A 310-nucleotide genomic window follows, 5' to 3' on the forward strand; every position below is an offset into this window, starting at 1 on the left:
CTGGCTGCCGCCCTGGTGACCCGCCTGGCAGCCTGCTGGCGCAACGGCACTCTCTACGAGCTCCGCGACACCGACGGCCGCGAGATCACCGAGGCCGAGGGACGGCAGATCTGCGCGACCCGCTACAAGATCGACAAAGCCGCTCGCGTGAAGGTCCAAGTCCGGCGCCGCTCCCAGCAGCTGAAGAACCCCACGACGAGCCGGCGCGAGAAGGAGTCGCGAAGCGCTCCGGCAACCGGCCCGTCGCCAACCAGCCTACGAACCGACCCTCAAGAACACCACGAACTACTTGACGTCAGTTAGGAACTCA

Annotated in this window: 1 protein-coding gene; it reads left to right on the forward strand. The window is 66.5% G+C overall.

Annotated features, from left to right (window positions below):
* A partial coding sequence (locus ACLF6P_RS30030; RefSeq protein ID WP_415954581.1) for a hypothetical protein occupies positions 1 to 303 on the forward strand: 303 nt, incomplete at its 5' end.
* Positions 304 to 310: the final 7 nt, after the last annotated feature.

Source organism: Streptomyces lothianensis (assembly GCF_047779955.1).
Lineage (GTDB): Bacteria > Actinomycetota > Actinomycetes > Streptomycetales > Streptomycetaceae > Streptomyces.